14 protein-coding genes and 1 pseudogene are annotated in these 13,559 nt (G+C 70.5%); 9 read left to right on the top strand and 6 right to left on the bottom strand.

Annotation, left to right across the window (positions count from 1 at the left end):
- Positions 1-11: 11 nt before the first annotated feature.
- The 3 genes from AB0F91_RS37180 to AB0F91_RS37170 are packed head-to-tail and all read left to right on the top strand — an operon-like array spanning position 12 to position 2,454.
- Complete coding sequence (locus tag AB0F91_RS37180) at positions 12-1,082, top strand: alcohol dehydrogenase catalytic domain-containing protein (protein ID WP_360605439.1); 1,071 nt, start codon at positions 12-14, stop codon at positions 1,080-1,082.
- A 20-nt stretch (positions 1,083-1,102) separates the two neighbouring features.
- Positions 1,103-1,681: an SDR family oxidoreductase gene (locus tag AB0F91_RS37175; RefSeq protein ID WP_360605437.1), complete on the top strand. Its 579-nt coding sequence runs from the start codon at positions 1,103-1,105 to the stop codon at positions 1,679-1,681.
- Positions 1,678-2,454, top strand: coding sequence for an aldolase/citrate lyase family protein (locus tag AB0F91_RS37170; protein WP_360605435.1), 777 nt, complete (start codon positions 1,678-1,680; stop codon positions 2,452-2,454). The genes AB0F91_RS37175 and AB0F91_RS37170 overlap by 4 nt, the downstream gene beginning before the upstream one ends.
- 484 nt (positions 2,455-2,938) lie before the next feature.
- Here the strand turns inward: AB0F91_RS37170 and AB0F91_RS37165 are convergent, their stop codons facing one another.
- Positions 2,939-3,298, bottom strand: coding sequence for a hypothetical protein (locus AB0F91_RS37165; RefSeq protein ID WP_360605433.1), 360 nt, complete (start codon positions 3,296-3,298; stop codon positions 2,939-2,941).
- Between the two features lie 203 nt (positions 3,299-3,501).
- On the bottom strand, positions 3,502-3,909 hold the full coding sequence (locus AB0F91_RS37160; RefSeq protein ID WP_360605431.1) for a metalloregulator ArsR/SmtB family transcription factor: 408 nt from the start codon (positions 3,907-3,909) through the stop codon (positions 3,502-3,504).
- Positions 3,910-4,023: 114 nt separating this feature from the next.
- Here AB0F91_RS37160 and AB0F91_RS37155 point away from each other — a divergent pair, with 114 nt between their 5' ends.
- The 4 genes from AB0F91_RS37155 to AB0F91_RS37140 all read left to right on the top strand — a co-directional run bounded on the left by AB0F91_RS37155 (position 4,024) and on the right by AB0F91_RS37140 (position 6,860).
- Entirely contained in the window at positions 4,024-4,566 is a 543-nt protein-coding gene (locus tag AB0F91_RS37155) for an arsenate reductase ArsC (RefSeq protein ID WP_360605429.1), read from the top strand.
- A 29-nt stretch (positions 4,567-4,595) separates the two neighbouring features.
- Positions 4,596-5,000: an arsenate reductase ArsC gene (locus tag AB0F91_RS37150; protein ID WP_360605427.1), complete on the top strand. Its 405-nt coding sequence runs from the start codon at positions 4,596-4,598 to the stop codon at positions 4,998-5,000.
- Positions 5,001-5,048: 48 nt separating this feature from the next.
- Positions 5,049-6,137: an ACR3 family arsenite efflux transporter gene (gene arsB, locus AB0F91_RS37145; protein ID WP_360605425.1), complete on the top strand. Its 1,089-nt coding sequence runs from the start codon at positions 5,049-5,051 to the stop codon at positions 6,135-6,137.
- Between the two features lie 414 nt (positions 6,138-6,551).
- Positions 6,552-6,860, top strand: a complete 309-nt coding sequence (locus AB0F91_RS37140) for a metalloregulator ArsR/SmtB family transcription factor (protein ID WP_360605423.1) — start codon at positions 6,552-6,554, stop codon at positions 6,858-6,860.
- Here the strand turns inward: AB0F91_RS37140 and AB0F91_RS37135 are convergent.
- The 3 genes and pseudogenes from AB0F91_RS37135 to AB0F91_RS37125 form a co-directional block, all read right to left on the bottom strand.
- Positions 6,822-7,901 (bottom strand): FAD-dependent oxidoreductase, encoded by a 1,080-nt coding sequence (locus tag AB0F91_RS37135; protein ID WP_360605421.1) that lies wholly within the window; start codon positions 7,899-7,901, stop codon positions 6,822-6,824. The two genes, AB0F91_RS37140 and AB0F91_RS37135, sit on opposite strands and share 39 nt — an antisense overlap.
- A pseudogene (locus AB0F91_RS37130) lies at positions 7,898-9,077 on the bottom strand (MFS transporter). The gene AB0F91_RS37135 and the pseudogene AB0F91_RS37130 overlap by 4 nt, the downstream one beginning before the upstream one ends.
- 36 nt (positions 9,078-9,113) lie before the next feature.
- On the bottom strand, positions 9,114-10,514 hold the full coding sequence (locus AB0F91_RS37125) for an FAD-dependent oxidoreductase (RefSeq protein ID WP_360605419.1): 1,401 nt from the start codon (positions 10,512-10,514) through the stop codon (positions 9,114-9,116).
- Between the two features lie 102 nt (positions 10,515-10,616).
- Between AB0F91_RS37125 and AB0F91_RS37120 the strand changes: the two genes are divergently transcribed.
- Both AB0F91_RS37120 and AB0F91_RS37115 read left to right on the top strand, forming a co-directional pair.
- Positions 10,617-11,456, top strand: coding sequence for a GNAT family N-acetyltransferase (locus AB0F91_RS37120; RefSeq protein WP_360605417.1), 840 nt, complete (start codon positions 10,617-10,619; stop codon positions 11,454-11,456).
- A gap of 746 nt (positions 11,457-12,202) precedes the next feature.
- Complete coding sequence (locus AB0F91_RS37115; protein WP_360605415.1) at positions 12,203-12,520, top strand: hypothetical protein; 318 nt, start codon at positions 12,203-12,205, stop codon at positions 12,518-12,520.
- A gap of 263 nt (positions 12,521-12,783) precedes the next feature.
- Here the strand turns inward: AB0F91_RS37115 and AB0F91_RS37110 are convergent, their stop codons facing one another.
- Positions 12,784-13,200, bottom strand: a complete 417-nt coding sequence (locus tag AB0F91_RS37110) for a CBS domain-containing protein (protein WP_360605413.1) — start codon at positions 13,198-13,200, stop codon at positions 12,784-12,786.
- Positions 13,201-13,559: the final 359 nt, after the last annotated feature.

Below are 13,559 nucleotides of genomic sequence, written 5' to 3'. Positions count from 1 at the left end.
AGGAGCCACCGATGACCGACACCCTGCCCGTCACGATGCCCGCCGTGATCTTCCGGGGCGAGGGCGTACTGGCCCTGGAGCAGCACGCGGTACCCGTGATCACCGAACCCGACGACATCATCATCAAGGTCGGCGCGGTCGGGATCTGCGGGTCGGACCTGCACGCCCTGCACACGCCCCCGACGCACCCGGGCCTGCCGGGCGTGATCTTCGGGCACGAGTTCTGCGGTGAGATCGTCACCACCGGCCCGCAGGCGCGCGGACTGTCGGTGGGCGACCGCGTGGCGGTCGACCAGAACCCGCCGTGCGGCCGCTGCGGCCCCTGCCGTGACGGACACGGCAACTTCTGCGAGCCGTTGTTCGACAACCCGCACCTCGACATCCCGTGGCCGAACACCCCCGGGTTCTTCTGGGACGGCGGCATGGCCACGTACGTCAAGGTGCCTTCGTACTACGCCTACCGCGTGACCGCTGACGTGCCCTACGAGCACCTCGTGCTCGCCGAGCCGCTCGGTTGTGTCCTCAACGGGATCAACAAGGCCGGAGTCGTGGTCGGCGACCGCGCGGTCGTCCTCGGCGGCGGACCGATGGGTCTGCTCGCCGTCGTCGCGCTCAAGCACTTCGGCGTGGAACAGGTCATCCTGGTCGAACCGGCTGCCAAACGCGCCGAGGTGGCGAAGCAGGCCGGTGCCGATCTGGTGCTCAACCCGGCCGAAGTCGACGTACGCGAGGCAGTGCCGGCCGCCACCGGCGGCCGCGGTGCGACGCTGGTGTTCGAGGCCGTCGGTACCCAGCTGGACACCGCGGTCGACGTCGCGGCGGACCGGGCGCGGATCGTGGTCGTCGGCATCAACAACAGCTACCGCGCGAACCTGTCCGCGATGACCGTGACGATCAAGGAGCTGCGCATTCTCGGGTCGTTCCTGATGCGCTACACCATGCGCGAATCGCTCGACCTCATCCAGAGCGGCAAGCTCCCGCTCGAACGCGTGGTGAGCCACGTGCTCCCGTTGTCGGACATCCACAAAGGAATTTCGCTGGCGCAGGCCGGCGAAGGCCTGAAGATCGTCTTCAAGCCGTGACCGGAAAAGAGGAGCCGGCGATGGCCCACGACCGGACTGTCCTCGTCACCGGAGTGGCTTCGGGGATCGGCGGCGTCGCACGCACCGTGCACGAGGCCGGCTACGACCTCGTGCTGGTCGACCTCGACGAAGCCGGACTGGCGCGCCACGCCGTCGGCACGGTCCTCACCGAGAACGGCGGCGGCGCCGTGGTGAACATCGCCTCGGTCCCCGGCGTACTCCCGGCCGTCTACGCGGCGTCCAAGGCCGGGCTGGTCGGGTTCGGCACCGGGCTGGCGTTCGACTTCGGCCCCCTCGGCGTCGCCGTCGACACCATCGCTCCCGGCATCGTGCGGACTCCGATCCGGGACCGGATCCAGGAAGAGGACGCCGACCGGACCGGCCTGCCGGCGGAACAGGTCTTCGCCGAACACGTCCGGCCCATTCCACTGGGCCGGGCGCAGACCGCGGCCGAGATCGGTGCGCTCACCGTGTTCCTGCTCGGGCCGGGCGCGCGGAGCATTTCCGGCGAGACCGTCAAGGTCACCGGCGGAATGACCACCGTGACGTTCGATTTCGCGAAGGCAGCGGCCGCGGTCCGTGCGGGGGTGCCGCAATGACCGACCAGTTCGCGGTGCAGTTCAAGGAAAAGCTTGCCTCTGACGGGCCGCTCCGGGGCACGTTCGCGGGGCTCGGCAGCCCGGTCGGGGTGGAGATCGCGGCCGCGGCCGGCGCCGACTGGGTACTGCTGGATCTGGAACATGGCGGGGGTTCCGAGGAACTGGTCGGGCCGTCGGTGACCGCGGCGGGAGCCTACGGAGTCCCGCTGATCGTCCGGACGGAAAGTGGTGACCGGCCGCGAGCCGGGCGGGCGCTGGACGGCGGGGCGAGCGGCGTCATGATCCCCCGGATCGCCGGAATCGCCGAGGCTCAGGACGCCCTGCGGACCCTCCGATACCCGCCGGACGGCGACCGCGGGGTGGCAACCTACAACCGCCAGGCCCGGTTCGGGCTGCGACCCGAAGTGCTCGCCTCGCGCAACGACGAGGTCGTCGGCGTCATCCAGGTCGAGACCGTCGGCGCGCTTCGCGACATCGACGAGATCGCCGCGACCGACGGCGTCGACGTGCTGTTCATCGGCCCTGTGGACCTCTCCTACGCGCTGGGTGTGCCGTTGGAGTTCACCTCACCGGCGTTCCGGCACGCTCTCGACACCGTGGCCGCCGCCGCGCAACGGCACGGAAAGACAGCGGGGATCATGGCGCCCTCGGCCGCCGCCGCGGCCGACTACCTGACCCGCGGGTTCCGGTTCCTGTCCATCGCGTCCGACGCCTCCCTGCTCGCCAGAACCATGCACGACGCCTTCGCGTCGGTCAGGAAGGAACACAGGTGAGCCCGGTGCGGCTGACCCACTGATCGCCGGAGCGGCCGTGTCCGGCACCTCCGGCGCCTACGCGGACGTCACCGATCCCGCCACCGGCGCGGTCACCGCTCACGTGCCGCTGGCCTCGGCGGCGGAAACCGGCGCCGCGGCAGCCGCGGTTCCCGCCTGGCGTGACACTCGCTGGCCCGCCGTACCCGCATCCTGTTCGTGTGCCGCGCGCCTTGGTGGCACACCGCAACGCGTTCGTTGCTGCCTGCAGCCCCGGAGCGAGTTGATGTCCGTGCGCACATGCCCATGAAACGTTCGTTTGTCCGCAGCCAGCAGGGCTCGCCCGCGCGCGAAGTGGGGTCAGGTGGTGCGGGGCAACTGTCGGTTTCGTCCGCCGGCGCCCGCGGCCGAACGCTCTGTACTCGGTCCTTCAGCTTGCAGAGGGCATCCGACGATCGAGCCCGCCGATCCGTCGAACTCATCGCCAACCGCACGGTAGGCGCCGTCATCCCGGACCATCGGGATGGGTGAGGTCATAGGCGCGGGCGACCTTCTGGGGCACCACCATCCGCCACGCGTCCACCACGAACTCGCGGGCTTCAGCCGGATCCAGGGCAGCGAACTCGGCGTCGACCCAGTTGAACCGCATGTCCGACTCCGACGGCAGCCGGAACTTCTCCGGCTCACCGGCCACGAGCGCGGCCCGCTCCTCCTTCGGAAACGCGAAACCCATCACCGCCTCGTCTTGGGAGAACGCGACATACACGATCTGCTTGACCCGGAACTTCAACCGGCCCCGCACGTATACCGGATAGGAACGCTCGAGCTCCGAACCCAGGGCACGAACATCCTCGATCACCGCCATGCCGCACCTCCTCACCCGACGACCAGGCCTGCCAGGCCGCGCGCAGCCGCGATGCCCGTCCTCCTGAGTCGCTCCCCTCGCCAGGGTGCCCCCGATCAGCACTCGCCGGCCACGGCAATCTCCCACGCCTGCCGGACCGCGAGCCACACAACGTCACCATCACCGAGTGCGCGGCTCAACCACCACCACGTCGACATGCCGAATCAGCAGCGGCGGGCTCGTTCGGGCTCGTCTACCGCGGCGATGCGGTCGACCAGCGGACCGCCGGCCCGCAGTAGGGCCTGCAGGCTTTCCAACGGCTCGGGGACCAGGCTGTACCAGCTCCAAGTGCCTCGGCGTTCACGGTTGAGGATGCCGGCGGAGACGAGGACGCGCAGGTGATGGCTCAGCGTCGGCTGCGGCAGGTCGAATTCTTCGGCGAGGTCGCAGAAGCAGGCTTCACCGCCGGGTGAATGGCGGACGAGCGACACCAGCCGGATGCGCAACGGGTCGGCGAGGGCCTTGAAGAGCTTGGCCGCATCGGTGGCGTCGGTGTCGGTGACGACAGCGGCGGGTTCGGCGAGCAGGAGGGTGACCCGGACCGGGGTCCTCTGCTGGTGCTCGACCGTCATGCGCCCTCCCGTCGTGTCGCGCGTATCTCCCCTCTGACCATACCTCGTGGATTGACAAAGTTCGATCCAATCGCGTTCACTTGGATCGAGATAAGTCAATCCAAGGAGAGCGTCATGGTGCAGCCTTCGCGGGGCCTCCCCGCGCACCAGGCGGACGCCCAGGTCGAACGGATCGTGGACGAGCTGGCCGACCGGTTCCGCGGGACGTTCGCGCGGGAGCGGTTGCAGGATCGCGGGCGCGCGACGGGGTTGGTGCGGGTCGAGGTGCCGCAGGTCCTGTTCGTCTGCGGGCACAACGCGGGCCGTTCGCAGATGGCGGCGGCCCTGTTGGATCACCACGCGTTCGGGCGGGTGTCGGTGCGTTCGGCGGGCTCGCGGCCTTCGCGCGGGATTCCCGAGGTGGTCACGGAGGCGATGGCCGAGTTGGACATCTCGCTGACGTGCGCGTATCCGAAGCCGCTGACCGACGAGGTGGTCCACGCGGCCGATGTGGTGGTGACGATGGGCTGCGGCGATGCGTGCCCGATCTACCCGGGCCGGCGCTACCTCGACTGGGATGTGCCGGATCCGGACGGGCAGCCGCTGGCGGTGGTTCGCCACATCCGGGACGAGCTCGACGCCCGTGTGTGTGGACTGCTCGGCGAGCTGTCTTCATGACATTCCCTGATCCTGAAAGGATATCCACGGTGACCCGAGTGCCCGAAGTGTTGTTCGTGTGTGTGCACAACGCCGGCCGTTCGCAGATGGCGGCGGCGTTGTTGCAGCACCACGCCTTGGGCCGGGTCACGGTCCGGTCGGCGGGCTCAGAGCCGGCGGACCAGGTCAACCCGGCTGCCGCCCAAGCCCTGGCGGAATGGGGGCTCGACATCGCCGCCGAGGTGCCGACCAAGTTGTCCACCGCCGACGTCGAGCGGTCTGACGTGGTGATCACCATGGGCTGCGGCGACACGTGCCCGGTGTTCCCGGGCAAGCGCTACGAAGACTGGCCCCTGGACGACCCGGCCGGTCAGGGCGTGGACGCGGTCCGCCCGATCCGCGACGAGATCGACCGGCGGATCCGCAGCCTGCTCGCCGAGTTGCTCGATGCGTAAACCGCCGCTCTGCCCCGACGTCCTGAACGCTGCCAGGAGGACCAGCTCGTGACCCAGACCGCCGACCAGACCGCGATTCCGGCCGACGCCGACGTTCTGCGCAAACTGTCCTTCATGGACCGGTTCCTGCCCGTGTGGATCATCGCCGCGATGGCTGTCGGGCTACTGCTGGGCAGCGTCGTGCCCGGGCTGCAGGGCGTGCTCGACGCGGTGAAGGTCGGGCAAGTGTCGCTGCCGATCGCGCTCGGCCTGCTGCTGATGATGTACCCGGTGCTGGCGAAGGTCCGCTACGACAAGCTCGACACCGTCACCCGCGACACCCGCACCATGGTGCTCTCGCTGCTGCTGAACTGGATTCTCGGACCGGCGCTGATGTTCGCGCTGGCGTGGCTGCTGCTGCCGGACCTGCCCGAGTACCGCACCGGGCTGATCATCGTCGGCCTCGCCCGCTGCATCGCCATGGTCATCATCTGGAACGACCTCGCCTGCGGCGACCGGGAAGCCGCCGCGGTGCTGGTCGCGTTGAACTCGGTGTTCCAGGTGATCATGTTCGGGGTGCTCGGCTGGTTCTACCTCGACCTGCTGCCCGGCTGGCTGGGCCTGCAGAGCCAGAGCATCAGCTTCTCCCCGTGGGAGATCGCACTGTCGGTGGTGATCTTCCTCGGCATCCCGCTCGCCGCCGGTTATCTCTCGCGCCGGATCGGGGAACGCACCAAGGGCCGCGACTGGTACGAGGGCAAGTTCCTGCCCAAGGTCGGGCCGATCGCGCTGTACGGGCTGCTGTTCACCATCGTCGTGCTCTTCGCACTGCAGGGCGACAACATCACCTCCCGGCCGCTGGACGTAGCGCGGATCGCGCTCCCGCTGCTGGCCTACTTCGCGACCATGTGGGGCGGCGGCTACCTGCTGGGCAAGGCCTCCGGACTCTCGTATTCGCGCACCACGACGCTGGCGTTCACCGCGGCGGGCAACAACTTCGAACTCGCCATCGCCGTGGCGATCGGCGTGTTCGGAGTGACGTCCGGGCAAGCGCTGGCCGGGGTGGTCGGGCCACTGATCGAGGTTCCGGTCCTCGTTGGGCTGGTCTACGTGAGCCTGTGGCTGCGCAAGCGCTGGGCTGCCGACGCCCCGAAGTGAGCTGCGCAGACGGCGTGGTGATCGGCGGCAGGCAAGCTGGCCTCGCCGCCGGTTACCACCTCCGCCAGGCCGAACTGAGCTTCCTCGTCATCGACGCCCGGCCCGCCCCGGGTGGCGCGCGGGCGACTCGCTGCGGCTGTTCTCCCCGGCCCACTTCAGCTCCCTGCCGGACCGGCCCATGCCCTGCCAGCCCGGACACGAGTAGCCGGATGCCGCGCACGTCGTGAACTAGTGGACCCGCCTACGACAAGCGCTGTCGGCTTCCGACCCGTCAGCCGTCAGACGTCTGCTGACGACCGACGCGGTGCAGGTCGCCACGCTGGCGTGGTCCCAGCGGCACGGCGACTGACCCGCCTTTGCGAAGATCACCTCGTGCGCGACTCGACGCCTTCGCCCAGCGCCTGTTGTGCGCCGTTGGCGGAGGCGCCGTTGCCGGCTGAGGACGCCGCCGATCTGGCGACGGTGTTCAAGGCCTTGGGTGATCTGATCCGGCTGCGGCTGCTCTCGCTGATCTGCACCGGCGCCGACGGCGGCGCGCGCGTGGGCGATCTAACCACGGCGTTCAGCGTGTCCGGGCCGACGATCTCCCATCACCTGAAACTGCTGCGTGAGGCCGGTCTGGTCCAGCCCGAGCGCCGCGGCACGTCGATCCACTACCGGCCCCGGAGTGAGGCGCTGAACGTGTTAGCCGACCGGCTGGCAGCACCGCCGACGCACGGGTGACGTCGTGGTGGCGAGCCGCGTGACGACGTAGGCGGCGTCCCGACCGACGCCGCGCAGGGTGGCGGAGGCGAAGCTGCGTTGCCATTCCAGCCCGACGCAGCCCAGCCCGGGCACCGTGGTGGACACCCCGCGCGTGTGCAGCGGCACTCTGTCACGCAACGCACCAAGGCTGTCCAGATAGGACACGTCCGGACGGAATCCGGTGGCCAGGATGATCGTGTCGGCCTCGTCGGTGCTGCCGTCCGGCCAGCGAACGGTGCTGCCCTCGATGTGGGTGAACATGCGCCGTTGACCGGTACGGCCCGCGGCGATCGCAGCCCGGTACGCCCCGGCGTCGAGGACCGGTGACGCCGGTTTGCTCCGCAGCAGGTGGCCGATCGGCAGGTGATCGAACCCCACTGCAGCCGACCAGAAATGCACGTCGCGGCCGAAGGGGCGTTGCGGCTCGAAGCGAACGGGCGCGCGGGTGGCGAGGGTGACGGTCGCGTGGGCGGCGAGTTCGGCCGCGATCTGGACCGCGGAGTTGCCGGCGCCGACCACGATCACGCGCTGCCCGGTGAAAGGTTCAGGCGTCCGGTAGTCGGCCGAGTGCAGGACGGTGCCGGTGAAGCGGTCGAGCCCGGGCAGGGCGGGCCGGTGCGGGCGGCTGAACCCGCCGGTCGCGGCGATCACCGCCGGTGCGGCAACTGTGTCGCCGCTGTCGGTCCGCACCGTGAAGCCGTCGCCGTCGCGGGCGACGGTGGTGACCCGGTGGTGGGTGCGGATGTCGGCGTCGAGGCGGGCGGCGTAGCGGCGCAGGTAGCCCACGACCTCGTCGCGGTGCGGGTAGCGGTCGGGGTCGCCGGGAAAGGGCAGGCCGGGCAGGCTGCTGTAGCGGGCCGGGGAGAAGAGGGTGAGGTTGTCGTAGTAGCGCGGCCATGACCCGACCGGCTCGGCCCCGGCCTCCAGCAACACGGTGCGCAGGCCGCGGGTGAGCAGGGCGTGGGTGGTGGCGAGGCCGGCTTGGCCACCGCCGATGACGATCGCGTGCGGGTCGGTCATGGGGTTCTCCTGGTCGGGTTGGCCGCGAAGGCCAGCGCGGCCGCGGCGACGTTGACCGCGGCGAGGACGAGGAACGCCGGGGTGTAGCCCCCGAAGAGCGCGGCGAGGCCGGCGCCGGCGAACGGGGCCAGCGCCATGGTGATGGTCATCGGTGCCGAGAGCAGCCCGTTGAGCCGGCCGTAGTGCGCCGCGCCCCAGCGGTCGGTGATCGCGGTGGCCTGCAACAGGGTGAACACCCCGCGGGCCATCCCGGCGACAATCGCGGCGACGATCAGGGCCGCGGTCGAGGTGAGCACGCTCAGCAGCGCGGTGGTGAGCGAGGTGGCCAGCAGGATCAGCGCCGTGCGGGTCCGCACGCTGGTGTGCCGGGTCAGGGTGGCGTAGCCGAGCCGGCCCAGGACCTGCCCGGCGCCACCGAGGCCGAGCGCGACCGCGGCCGTGCCCGCGCTGACGCCGCCTTCGATCATCAGCGGCACCAGGTTGACCACGACCGCGAACACCGAAAACGTCGCCAGGCTCAGCGCCACCACCAGCGTGAGGAACGCCCCGCTGTGCGCGACCTGCGAGGGATCGGCGTGCTCGTGCGCCTCGGCGTGGTGCTCGACCTGCGGCCAGGGCCCGCGCAACCCCCAGACGCCCGGGAACCGTGATCACCGCCAGTACAGCCAGCAGCACCAGGTAGGTGTGGCGCCAATCCAGGTGCGCCGCCAGCAGCGCGATCAGCGGGGCGAAGACGGTACTGGCCAGCCCCGCGGCGAGCGTCAGCACGGTCAGCGCCGACACCCGCCGCGGCCCGTACCAACGGGTCAGGGCAGCGAACGCGGGCGGGTAGAGCACCGCACTCATCGCCAGCCCGGCCACTGCCCACGCGGCGATGAACCACCCCAGGTTCTGCGCGGTAGCGATCAGCACCACCGCCGGGACCGCCAGTACGGACCCCGCGGTCATCACCGCCCGCGGGCCCCGCCGATCCAGCCACCGCCCGACCGCGATCCCGGCCAGCGCGGACACCAGCTGCGCCCCCGACAGCGCGGCGATCACCGCCGGCGCCGGCCACCCCGTGTCCCGGCTGATGTCCGGCGCCAGCACCGGAAACGCGTAGTAGAGCACGCCCCAGCTGGTGATCTCGGTCAGGCACAACACCGCCAGGACCCGACGCAGCCCCGACGCCGGCAACGTGCCCGCGTGCGTGGTGGTCTCGCTCGGCACCGCTCAGTTCCCGCGCCCGAGCGGCGCCGACAACGTCAGCACCTCGGGCTCCGCCGGACCGCAACACCCCGCCGCCACCAGCTCGACAGGCCCGGCCACGCCTGGCTCAGCCGCCGCGGGCCCGCAGCAACCACCGGCGCCGGGATCCTGCTCGTCGAACAGGCCGGCACCACCGCACACCCCGGTCTCGGCCAGGATCAGCTCCACCCGCGCAGCCGCCTCGTGGTCCCCGGCTAGCTCGGCCGCGATGCTGCGCACCTGCTCGTAGCCGGTCTGGGCGAGGAACGTCGGAGCGCGGCCGTAGCTCTTCACCCCCGCCAGGTAGACATCCTGCTCCGGGTGCGCGAGCTCCTTCGCCCCGTGCGGATAGACCGTTCCGCACGAGTGCACGTTCGGATCCACCAACGGCGCCAACCGCACCGGCGCCTGCAACGTCGGGTCCAGCTCCAGCCGGATCTCCGAAAGCCACTCCAACTGCGGGCGGAACCCGGTCAGCGTCACGACCTCGTCCACGTTCTCGAGCCGCTGCCCGGCCGCCGACACCAGCGTCAGCCTGCCCGCAGTGTCGCGCTCGACGGTCTCGGTGCGGAACCCGGTCACCACGGAAATCAGCCCCGCCTCCACCGCACTCCGCGCGCGCAGCCCCAGCGCACCGCGCGCCGGCAACTGGTCCGCATCGCCACCGCCGAAGGTGTTCCCGATTCCGCCGCGCCGCAGCACCCAGCTGATCCGCGTCGAGGGGTCCTGCTCAGCCAGCCCGGACAGCGCCACCAACGCCGTCAGCGCGGAGTGCCCGCTGCCGGCCACCACGATGTGCCGACCGGCGTAGCGACCGCGCGTCGCCGGGTCGCCCAGGTCCGGGACCCGGTAGACGATCCGGTCCGCCGCCGTGGCCTCCCCGATCGCGGGCAACCCCTCACCTCCCAGCGGGTTGACGCCCACCCACGTTCCGGACGCATCAATCACCGCCCGTGCGAAGATGCGCCCCTCGGCGCCGTCGACGCTCCGCACGTGCACAGAGAACGCCTCCGCGTCGCGACCGCTGTCCACCACCCGATCCCGGCCACGGCGCGCCACGCCCACGACCTCCGCACCGAACCGCACCCGTTTACCCAGCACGTCCGCGAGCGGCTGCAAGTAGGACTCGGCCCACTCCCGCCCGGTCGGATAACCACGCCCGGCCGGGCGCACCCAACCCGTCGGCTCCAGCAGCCGGCCCGCGGCCGGGTCGACCAGCTCCGACCACGACGAGAACAACCGGACGTGGTGCCACTCCGCAACCGCCGTCCCCGCACGCTCCCCACGTTCCAACACCAGCGGCTCCAGGCCTCGCTCCAGCAGCTGCGCCGCGGCCGCCAGCCCCACCGGCCCCTCACCGACGACCACGACCGGGTATTCGCTCATCCCCAACACCCTCCATCGATCCGGCTCGATTAACTCGCCTCGGACACTATCGATCGGAATCGATGGATGCAACCATCGATTCCGATCGATACACTGACGGACATGCCGATCGCGCTGCCTCAGGCCCAGGTCCTGCCCACCACGGACGCCACCACCTATGCCGAGTGGTTCGCCTGCCTGGCCGAGCCCGTGCGGGTGCGACTCCTGCACGCCGTCGCCACCACCCCACGCGGCCTCACGGTCGGCGCGCTCACCGAAATCCTCGGCACCAGCCAATCCACCACCTCGCACCACGTCCGCAAGCTCGCCGACGTCGGGTTCGTGCACCTGGAGAAGGTCGGCACCGCCACCGTCGTCACCGTCAACGAAGCCTGCTGTTCCGGCCTCCCGCACGCCGCCGACGCCGTCATGGGCTTGCTCGGTCCCCGCCCCTGTTGCCCCGACGACGTGCCCGCCGACGTCACCGTCCGCGCCCTCGAACCCGGCGACTGGGCCGCCGTGCGCCGCATCTACGGCGAAGGCCTCACCACCGGCAACGCCACCTTCGAGACGGCCGTCCCCACCCGCGCGAGCCTCGACGCGAAGTGGTTGACCGACCACCGGTGGATCGCCGAAGCCGACGGCCAGGTCGTCGGCTGGACTGCCGCCAGCCCCGTCTCCTCGCGCGACTGCTACGCCGGCGTCGCCGAAACGTCGGTCTACGTCGCTGAAACCCACCGCGGCCGCGGCGTCGGCAAAGCCCTGCTACGCAAGCAAGTCATGGCCGCCGACGACGCCGGCCTCTGGACCCTGCAAACCTCGATCTTCACCGACAACCGCGCCAGCCTCGCCCTCCATCACTCCGCCGGCTACCGCACCGTCGGCATCCGCGAACGCATCGCCCAACGCGACGGCCGATGGCAAGACACCGTCTTCCTAGAACGCCGCAGCCCCGTCAACTGACGTCGGTCGAACACCGGCGGTGCAGAATCTCTGTAACCCCCAGATCGAGCAGTGGCCTGAACCCTACGGGTATGAGGGGCCGAACCCTCGAGTCGCGACGCCACGAGCGCTGGTGAATACAGCGTTATACGAATTGCTGCGCCCGCGGCGAGTTGCGGTTCGCGTTCTACGGCCGCACCTCAACCCTGCGCCACCGAGACCGCATGTCGTCACAGGGTTGGCCGCGCGACAATTGCCGCGCGACCTGGTTGAACGGGGCATGCCCGCCCGTCCAGCGCCGACCCCGATCGCAACGGGCACCGGCCCCGGCACCGTAACGGCCGCGCGCGACAGTTCGCCCTCGCCGGCCTGATCCACTGTGGCATTTGCGACCCGGCGATTGGAGTTCCCGGAGACCAGACCACCGAACGCCACACCGAACTCGGCCCCGGGCGAACACCAAGCAGCCGCATCGCGGCAGCCCCACGGACATCGGAACGTCTGCGACCGCACCGGTCGCCGACTACAAGCGATCAACTCGACCTGAGCCACAAACCAGGATCAGCCACCAAGATCGCTAGTGGATTCCGTATCGCTCGTTCCGGTCGAGGTCCGGGCCAGCGCATCGAAAGCGGTGATGAGCCTGGCTACCGGCGGTCCTGGCCGCCGCCGGCGACGATCTTCACCGTGTGGTCACTTCCGTATCAAGAACCAGCGGTTACACGCGGGCACTGCGGGGAAGTCCGACCAAGAAAGGAGGGTCTCCGATGAGCGAACCCGACCAGCCCCACGACCCCGGCACGCAGGACTCGGCCGAGACCGACCCGGCCGGGCTCAGCGCCGCCCAGGACCTCGACGAGGACCAGCTCCAGACCGACCCCCTCGAAGCGGGCATGGATCCGCCGGAGCACTGGAGTGGCGTGAACAAGTACGGCATGACTCCGCGGGAGGAAGCCGAGCCGCGGCCGCTGGACGAGCGCCTCGCCGAGGAACTCCCGGACCGCGCCACCGAGGCCGCGCAGCACAACCTGGAAGCCGCCGACGAAGCCACTACACCGTCTGGCGAGACCTTCCGCGAAGCGTAGAGCGACCGCTGCCGGGCCCTGCTGCAGCGGCGGGCCCGGCAGTTTCGCGCGTGCACTGTGGACAGTTCGCGGCGACGAGGGCTCGGCGGCCTCTGGCGCGGCGGCGATCAGGCCGAAGGGCGACCCGCCACCAGGGCGCCGGGACCTCGCCCGCCTGCGGCAAACCTGGCGATCGCGCCGGCAAGCTGGCGTGCGGCGCGGCTTCCGGCGCCGGGCCTGGCATTGCGGCCAGGCCCGGCGATCCGCTCGTTCGGGCAACCCCGTCAGTCGTACGACAAGGCCTCCACGAGTTCGCCCGCCGCGAGGTGGGGCATGGCGCGGGCCACGTCGGCCTGGGCCACGACGCCGACGAGGTCGTGGCCGTCGATGACGGGCAAGCGGCGAACGCGGTGTTCGGACATCGTGCGCAGGACGTCTTCCACGTCGTCGTCGGCCCCGATGGTGACGGCCTCGCCCTGGGCGAGCTCGCCCACGTGCACCGCGCGCGGTTCCTTGCCCTCCGCGAGGACCTTCACCACGATGTCGCGGTCGGTCAGCATGCCCTTGAGTCGATTGTCCTCGCCGCACACCGGCAAGGCGCCCACACCGAGGCGGGCGAGCGTCCCGGCCGCGTCAAGCACCGTGTCGGATTCCCGGGCGCAAGTGACGTCCGAGGTCATGATGTCGCGGGCGACGGTCATCGTCGAAATCCTTTCTCTCGATACGGCAACGCTCAGCAAGTGATCCGGCTGACCTCCCGGTCAGCCGGCCCCACGTCGGCTCTGCTCGACGTCCGAGCCGGCGTGGATCTCCGCCTCTGCTGCCGGGGCGCTGTAGTGACAGTCGGCCATGGATCACCTCCTGGCCGCCGGGTACCCGCGCCTCCCCCAGCCAATCCCTTGGTGACGCTGCCGGGCCCCTGCCCCTGTTCCTCTCCGCTAGCGACCGCCGCCACCTTGCGAGTCCACGCCACAACCCCGTCGCCGCACATCACGCGGCCTCGAGGATCTTCGGATCGAGCACGTCGTCGAGACAGGTGTCTACCATCCCGGGACATTGC

Source organism: Amycolatopsis sp. NPDC023774 (assembly GCF_040639695.1).
Taxonomy (GTDB): Bacteria; Actinomycetota; Actinomycetes; order Mycobacteriales; family Pseudonocardiaceae; genus Amycolatopsis.
This window is presented reverse-complemented; position numbering and strand designations above follow the sequence as displayed.

What these genes read in the sequence shown, in the direction of transcription:
- AB0F91_RS37180 (WP_360605439.1), top strand. Translation starts at nt 12, where the DNA reads ATGACCGACACCCTGCCCGTCACGATGCCCGCCGTGATCTTCCGGGGC.
- AB0F91_RS37175 (WP_360605437.1), top strand. Translation starts at nt 1,103, where the DNA reads ATGGCCCACGACCGGACTGTCCTCGTCACCGGAGTGGCTTCGGGGATC.
- AB0F91_RS37170 (WP_360605435.1), top strand. Translation starts at nt 1,678, where the DNA reads ATGACCGACCAGTTCGCGGTGCAGTTCAAGGAAAAGCTTGCCTCTGAC.
- AB0F91_RS37165 (WP_360605433.1), bottom strand. Translation starts at nt 3,298, where the DNA reads ATGGCGGTGATCGAGGATGTTCGTGCCCTGGGTTCGGAGCTCGAGCGT.
- AB0F91_RS37160 (WP_360605431.1), bottom strand. Translation starts at nt 3,909, where the DNA reads ATGACGGTCGAGCACCAGCAGAGGACCCCGGTCCGGGTCACCCTCCTG.
- AB0F91_RS37155 (WP_360605429.1), top strand. Translation starts at nt 4,024, where the DNA reads ATGGTGCAGCCTTCGCGGGGCCTCCCCGCGCACCAGGCGGACGCCCAG.
- AB0F91_RS37135 (WP_360605421.1), bottom strand. Translation starts at nt 7,901, where the DNA reads ATGACCGACCCGCACGCGATCGTCATCGGCGGTGGCCAAGCCGGCCTC.
- AB0F91_RS37125 (WP_360605419.1), bottom strand. Translation starts at nt 10,514, where the DNA reads ATGAGCGAATACCCGGTCGTGGTCGTCGGTGAGGGGCCGGTGGGGCTG.
- AB0F91_RS37120 (WP_360605417.1), top strand. Translation starts at nt 10,617, where the DNA reads ATGCCGATCGCGCTGCCTCAGGCCCAGGTCCTGCCCACCACGGACGCC.
- AB0F91_RS37115 (WP_360605415.1), top strand. Translation starts at nt 12,203, where the DNA reads ATGAGCGAACCCGACCAGCCCCACGACCCCGGCACGCAGGACTCGGCC.
- AB0F91_RS37110 (WP_360605413.1), bottom strand. Translation starts at nt 13,200, where the DNA reads ATGACCGTCGCCCGCGACATCATGACCTCGGACGTCACTTGCGCCCGG.